The 7,173-nt window shown below is 50.9% G+C and carries 5 protein-coding genes; 4 read left to right on the forward strand and 1 reads right to left on the reverse strand.

Annotation, left to right across the window (positions count from 1 at the left end):
- The first annotated feature begins 9 nt into the window (after window positions 1-9).
- From dut to Tanf_RS10245, 4 genes are read left to right on the forward strand one after another with little or no spacing between them, the layout of a single operon-like run.
- Window positions 10-444 carry a dUTP diphosphatase gene (dut, locus tag Tanf_RS10230; RefSeq protein WP_014224867.1) on the forward strand — a complete coding sequence of 145 codons (435 nt, stop codon included), beginning with the start codon at window positions 10-12 and terminating at the stop codon, window positions 442-444.
- Between the two features lie 36 nt (window positions 445-480).
- On the forward strand, window positions 481-2,265 hold the full coding sequence (locus Tanf_RS10235; RefSeq protein WP_080948616.1) for a tetratricopeptide repeat protein: 1,785 nt from the start codon (window positions 481-483) through the stop codon (window positions 2,263-2,265).
- On the forward strand, window positions 2,255-3,085 hold the full coding sequence (gene lolB1 / locus Tanf_RS10240; protein WP_014224865.1) for a lipoprotein insertase outer membrane protein LolB1: 831 nt from the start codon (window positions 2,255-2,257) through the stop codon (window positions 3,083-3,085). Before Tanf_RS10235 ends, lolB1 begins: the two co-directional genes overlap by 11 nt.
- A gap of 14 nt (window positions 3,086-3,099) precedes the next feature.
- Window positions 3,100-4,326, forward strand: coding sequence for a murein hydrolase activator EnvC family protein (locus Tanf_RS10245; protein WP_046825809.1), 1,227 nt, complete (start codon window positions 3,100-3,102; stop codon window positions 4,324-4,326).
- A gap of 38 nt (window positions 4,327-4,364) precedes the next feature.
- Here Tanf_RS10245 and recG read toward each other — a convergent pair whose 3' ends face one another.
- Window positions 4,365-6,434, reverse strand: coding sequence for an ATP-dependent DNA helicase RecG (recG, locus tag Tanf_RS10250; protein ID WP_046825810.1), 2,070 nt, complete (start codon window positions 6,432-6,434; stop codon window positions 4,365-4,367).
- Window positions 6,435-7,173 lie beyond the last annotated feature (739 nt).

Here is a 7,173-nt window from a genome sequence, read left to right on the forward strand (position 1 = left end):
ACAGAAAGCATGAAAGTCAAAATTATCAATACATCTCATCATCCGTTGCCACAGTATGCAACCCCTCTTTCGGCAGGGATGGATGTGCGTGCCAACCTGCGTGAGCCGGTCGTGCTCCGTCCGCTTGAACGTAGGTTGATTCCTACCGGCTTATTCATCGCACTGCCCGAAGGATACGAGGCTCAGATACGTCCGCGTAGCGGACTGGCGCTCAAACACGGGATTACGTTGCTGAACACGCCGGGTACGATCGATGCCGATTATCGCGGCGAGATCGGCGTTATTCTGGTGAACTTGTCGAACGAACCGTTCACAATAAACGACGGCGAGCGGATTTGCCAGATGGTTATTACCTCCCATGCGCACGTGACATGGGAGCCCGAAGAAATACTCGACGAAACGGAACGAGGCGCCGGAGGATTCGGACATACGGGAAAGGTATAAGATAAATCGAAAACTGAATCATAATCATACTGACGATTGAATAAAAAAGGAAACATACCGTTTAAAAAGAAGGTCATATCCGGGAAGGCTCGGCAGATCGGCGTCTTGTGTTTATCTCTGTGGGTCGGCATACTCTCGGCTGCACCACATGCTCCACTGAAGAAGAAACCGTCGCTGGCAGCCATACAGCGCAAGGTCGACTACTTTTTCTACGAAGGTGTGAAACTGAAGAACGAAGGAAAATATGACGCTGCATACGAAATGTTTTATCACTGCCTCCAAACGGATTCTACGGCAGCCGCGCCACTCTACGAACTTTCGGCTTTCTATTTGCAGCTCAATCAGCCCGAGAAAGCCGCCATCTTTCTGCGGAAAGCAGTTGCTTATGCTCCTTCCAACTTCCATTATAAATTGGCGCTTGCTTCCCTCTCACTCAACATCGGCATGTATGGTGAAGCGGCCGAGATTTATCGCGAACTTGTAAAGACTCACCCCGGCAAAGTGGAACTGAACTACTATCTCGCCGAAGCGCTGACCCAAGCCGGAGAGATTGGCGAAGCCATCGACCGATTCAACGATCTGGAGAATGCTGTCGGGATGAACGAAGCGCTCTCGACGCAGAAATACAAGTTGTACATGCAGATTGAAGAGCCGGAGAAAGCATTTGATGAACTGAAAAAGCTGGCCGACAAATATCCGTCGGATGCACGGTATCCGATCCTGATCGGGGATCTCTATCTCCAGCGAAACGATACGGTAAAAGCATACGAATATTACCAAAAGGCGCACGGTATCGACCCGTCGAATCCATATTATACCGTTTCGATGGCCAACTATTACGAACAGGTGGGTGATCATGAAGCCGCCGAAAAGCAGATACATACGGCTTTAATCAATAAGGACCTTGATGTGAGTACGAAGATGGGTATTCTGGCTCGTTACATTGGTCAGCTGCAACAGTCACGCAACGGTACGGAGGCGGCCAACGCGCTTTTTCAGACTCTGCTCGAGCAACATCCCGAAGATACGGAACTGAAACTTCACTACGGCAGCTTGCTGGCGATGCAAGGCAAAACCGATGAGGCACAATTCCAGTACCGGCTGGTTACCGAAATGGAACCCGACAATGAATCGGCCTGGCAACAGCTGCTAAACTTGGCCTTCCGTGCCGAAAACATCGACGAAGCCATCCGCATCTGCCGGAAATGTCAGGAACTTTTCCCCGAAGCGCCGGGATATTATTTCTACCTCGGCATCGCATATTACCAGCAGAACGATTACCGGAAGGCGCTCGAGACCTATCGGGAAGGGCTGGCCAAGATACCCGAAGACAACCGACCGCTGCGCTCCGACTTTTACGGACAGATCGGTGACATCTATTATCAGATGAAACAGGTGGAGGATGCGTTCAATGCTTACGAACAGGCGCTTAAATACAACGACAAGAATGTACCCGTGCTAAACAACTACAGCTATTTCCTGACGCTGCGTAAACACGACTTGGATAAGGCCGAGCGCATGAGCGCCCAATGTATCAAGCTGGAGCCGAATAACCCGACGTACCTCGATACGTATGCGTGGGTCTTCTTTATGAAAGGGAACTATACGCTCGCGCACATTTACATCCGCAGTGCGCTCGAAAAAGATACGACGAACAGCGCTGAACTCGTCGATCATTATGGCGACATCCTCTACATGACGGGCGATAAGGAAAAAGCCCTTGAACAGTGGAAGAAAGCGCAGGAGCTGGGCAAAGACACGGAAATATTGAAACGCAAAATAGCAGAAGGAATCTATATCGAAGACCCGAATGAAGAATAAAAAAATATCACTTAATCCGTTGTGGTTGTATGTGTGCGTCGTCTTGTGTATTCTGCCGGCAGGCTGTCGGACGGTAAAAGAGGGCGCAGGCGAAACGGATGTCGCACTGAAGGCCGAAACGGAATTTTTCCGTACCCTCGATGAGCAGTCGCTTCGCTACCAAACTCTTTCGGCTAAAATACAAGTTGAGTTCACTCCGGCTTCGGGCAAGGAAGTCGGCTCGCGTGCACAACTCAAACTGCGTCGCGACGACCGGCTGCAAATCTCCGTCCAGCCATTGCTCGGTATCGAGATGTTCCGGCTTGAAGTAAGTCGAGACAGTGTCAAGGCGATCGACCGAATGAACAAGCGCTACTTCGCCGAATCCATCGCCGACCTGAAAGCCCGCAAGCATCTCGACTTTACATTCGATAACCTGCAGGCGCTCCTCACAAACCGCCTCTTCCTGCCCGGCAAACAAGCCGTCACCCCGGATGACCGCGGCCGCTTCGGCTGGGAACGGATACCCGCCGGCTATCGCCTTCAAACGTCTGATGCAACCGGTATGCAGTACCGTTTCTTAGCCGATAACGAGGCTAAACTTCGTACTGCCGAAATCACGGATGCCGACAAACATACCCTCATGTGGGATTATGCGAATTTCCGTACCGTCGAAGGGCAACTCTTTCCGATGGATATGCTTGCGTCGTTGCGTGACCATAAGTTATCGATACGGTTTAATAAAGTTGAAATTAACACACCCGTCGACCTGAAATTCATCATTCCCGAAGGGTATGAGCGGGTGACTCCGGAACAAATCCTCAAAGCTCTGTCTCAATGAAACGCATACGCCTGATACGATATGTTTGGTATGTCGGTTACCTCGCTCTGCTGCTTTGCGCGGGTCGTGTAACCGCACAGACGCATACGATCAGGCAGCTCGAAGCGCAACGGCGAGCGGCACTTCGCGAAATTGAACAGACAACCCAGTTGCTTAACGAGGCGCGTGCCTCAGCCCAGACATCGCTCAACCACCTGCACCTGATATCGCAGCAGGTGATCGCACGGAAAAAGGTGATCAGTCTCCTCAATCAGGAGATCGCCGTGCTCGACAAGCAGATCGCTGATGCTACCCGTGAATTGGCTGTATTGGAGAAAAGTTTGAATGACCGGAAAGAACGATATGCCCAATTAGTGCGGAATCTGTACACGCGGCGTGCATCGCAACACCGGTTACTCTTCGTACTCTCGGCCGATAACTTCGCTCAGTCGCTCCGCCGAATGCGTTATCTGCGCGAATATGCGTCGTGGCAGAAAATGCAGGCGTTACTGATTGTCAGAAAACAGGAAGAGCTGGATAAAAAACGGGAAGAACTGGGGCAGACGCGTACGGATAAAGTAGCCTTGCTCGATGCTCGCGAGGAGGAAAGCCGGAAACTGCAGCAGGAAGAATCGGAACAGAAAGCGGAAGTACAGCAGCTCAACAAAAAAGAGAAGAATCTGCGGCAGAAGTTGGCGCAAAAAAGACGTCAGGCCGAAGCGTTGAACCGACAAATCGAGAAGCTGATTGCCGAAGAGGTAAAAAGATCGGGCAAAGCTTCGAGCGGAAAACGGAAAGCCGAAAGCAACGGCGGATATGCCATGACGAAAGCAGAACGGAAACTTTCGGCCGACTTTGCCTCGAACCGTGGTCGACTCCCCTTCCCTCTCAACGGGAAATATCGTATCATCTCCACTTTCGGAGAACACCAACATCAAGCTCTCAGGCATGTGCGTACGAACAACAACGGTATCGATATCCAGACTACGAGCGGAACGGAAGCCCGTGCCGTCTTTGATGGCGTGGTAACACGCGTCTTCGTCGTCCCGGGCTACAATAACAGTGTCATCGTACGACATGGTAACTACCTGACGGTCTACAGCAACCTGAGCCATGTTTATGTAAAAGCCGGCGACAATGTGACAACCCGTCAGAGCATCGGCAAAATCTATACGGATACGGAGAACAATAACGAGACCGTGCTCCACTTCCAGTTATGGAAAGAAAAGCGTAAGCTCGATCCTGAGCTGTGGCTCGACTAAGGCTTCCGGTGTTTCGCGTGTCCGGTCAAAAAGTCAGATTAAGAGATCAGTCCCCAGTTCATTTTCCGACGGAAAAGCGAGCTGAGCCGATCGTGCAGCAGCTTGTGTTCGGGCTTTGTCAGGTCGGGGTCGTTATCGAGTATTTTTTGCGCTGTCCGGCGGGCGCGTTGGAGGATTTCTCCGTCGTGTGCAAGATTGGCGATCTTCAGAAACAGCCCGTCGCCGCTCTGTTGCGTCCCTTCAAGGTCGCCCGCGCCACGCAGTTTAAGGTCTTCTTCGGCAATCTCGAAACCGTTGTTTGTCCGAACCATGATTTCGAGTCGCTTGCGTGTCTCGTTACTCAACTTGTACGATGAGATCAGGATGCAGTAAGACTGTTCGGCGCCACGCCCTACACGTCCGCGTAACTGGTGAAGCTGCGCCATTCCGAAACGTTCGGCGCTCTCGATGACCATCACCGAGGCGTTCGGGACATTGACTCCCACCTCGATAACAGTCGTAGCCACGAGAATGTGCGCCTCTCCGCCGGCGAAACGCCGCATCTCGGCGTCTTTCTCTTTCGCTTTCATCCGGCCGTGAACCATGCACACCCGGTATTCGGGAAACACTTTTTTGAATGTCTCGAACCCTTCTTCCAGATTTTTATAATCGAGGTTTTCGCTTTCTTCGATAAGCGGATAGACTACATAAACCTGCCGTCCCTTGCGAATCTCGCTCCGCAGAAACTCATAGACGGCCGCTTTTTTCGTATCGTAGCGATGAACGGTTTTTATCGGTTTTCGGCCGGGAGGCAACTCATCGATAACGGAGACATCGAGATCGCCGTAAAGCGTCATGGCCAAGGTGCGCGGAATGGGTGTAGCTGTCATCACAAGTACATGAGGTACAAATTGGTTTTTGACCCATAATCTCGAACGTTGTGCCACGCCGAAACGGTGCTGTTCGTCGATTACCGCCATGCCGAGGGCTTTGAAAACAACCGTCTCCTCGATAAGCGCATGCGTACCGATCAGGATATCGACCTCGCCCGAGGCTACGGCAGGCAGTAAGGCGCTACGCTGCTTTTTCGTCGTCGATCCGGTAAGCAACTCGACCCGCACATCCATGTCTTTCAGAAACTCCTTTACCGTGGCCAGATGCTGATTGGCCAGAATCTCGGTCGGAGCCATCATACAGGCCTGAAAGCCGTTGTCAACGGCGAGCAGCATCGCCATCAGGGCAACGAGTGTCTTGCCGCTGCCCACGTCGCCCTGCAACAGCCGGTTCATCTGTTGTCCGCTCTTCATATCGGCATGGATCTCACGCAACACGCGTTGCTGTGCACCGGTCAGCCGGAAGGGCAGATAATCACGGTAGAACGTATGAAAAGCATCGCCCACTCTGCGAAAGGCAACCCCTCTGAGCTTGTTTCGCCGAAGCGTAGCTGTACGCAGGATGTTGAGCTGAATGTAAAACAGCTCATCAAATTTAAGACGTTGCTGCGCCGCCTGCAACGTTTGTGCCGATTCGGGGAAGTGTATGTTCTTGATAGCTTCCGAGACAGACATCATCTGAAAGTGCGTCACGATGGCTTCGGGCAATGTTTCGGGAATCTGCCAGTCGAGCGTCGAGAGCAACGTATACTGCATATCTTGGATGGCGCGTGAATGAAGAAACGCCTTTTTCATCAGCTCGGTCGTATGATAAAGAGGGGTCAGTCCGCTGGCTACCTGCGGTGCATTTTCCACCGGATCGATCTCGGGATGAGAAATGTTCACCGAGTGACCGAATGCTTTCGGTCTGCCGAAGACGATGTATTCCGTTCCCGGCCGGTACTTGTCGGTGATATATTTAAGTCCCTGAAACCAGACGAGATCAATAGTGCCGGTGTCGTCCGTGAATTTACCGATCAGTCGTTTTTTGCGTCCTTCACCAACCGTATCGAAGAAGACAATGCGTCCTTTGAGCTGGATGTAAGGCATGTCGCCCGTGATCTCGCTGACCCGGTAGAACCGGCTGCGGTCGATATGTTTGTAAGGAAAATAGTACAACAAGTCTTCGAAAGAGACCACGTCGACCTCTTTCTTCAGAAGTTCGGCACGTTTAGGCCCTACTCCCGGAAGATACATGATGTTACGTTCGCCGATCGTCACGTTTATTACAAATTACAAACTGTAAGCCGTTTGAAAGGCAAAGATAGAGATTTCCGGAGAAACTGGCATAGCGGGAGATAAATCACAACTGTGATTTATCAGAAACAATTTGCGGGAGATAAATCGTTACAGGAATTTTAACCAATCAACTTGCGGGAGATAAATCGTTACAGGAATTTTAACCAATCAATTTGCAGGAGATAAATCGCTACAGGAATTTTAACCAAACGGCGTTGTGGCTAATAAATCTCTACACAGATTTATTACAAACAATTTGCGGGAGATAAATCTTCACACAGATTTTTTCGTTTTACCGCTTTTCCCCCTTTGAAGGGATAACATCCCCCCTTCGCTTCCGCTCTTCCCCCCTTTGAAGGGGGGGAGGGGGGGATGTTCCTCCGCGTTCGGATACCGTGTACCACGCATAACAATTGACCATTAACCATTAATATGTCATTCAGAGCGAAGCGAAGAATCTCTTCCCTTTACCCCGCGAGATTCCTCACTGCGTTCGGAATGACAAGAGGAGGTGTTCGGAATGACAAAGGCTGTTATTTGCGTTGATTTGCGCCATTTGCGAAATTTGCGTTCGGACAAACCCGTCGCCACACAAAACAAAAGGGCGAACAGATCGTTCGCCCCTACACGGCATAACAATTAACAATTGCCCATTAACCATTAATTTGTCATTCAGAGCGAAACGAAGAATCTCCAT

It is taken from the genome of Tannerella forsythia, from assembly GCF_001006485.1.
GTDB classification, from domain to species: Bacteria; Bacteroidota; Bacteroidia; order Bacteroidales; family Tannerellaceae; genus Tannerella; species Tannerella forsythia.

Excerpts from the sequence above, each read along its gene's own strand:
- dut (WP_014224867.1), top strand. The coding sequence starts at position 10 with ATGAAAGTCAAAATTATCAATACATCTCATCATCCGTTGCCACAGTAT.
- recG (WP_046825810.1), bottom strand. The coding sequence starts at position 6,434 with ATGTATCTTCCGGGAGTAGGGCCTAAACGTGCCGAACTTCTGAAGAAA.
- lolB1 (WP_014224865.1), top strand. The coding sequence starts at position 2,255 with ATGAAGAATAAAAAAATATCACTTAATCCGTTGTGGTTGTATGTGTGC.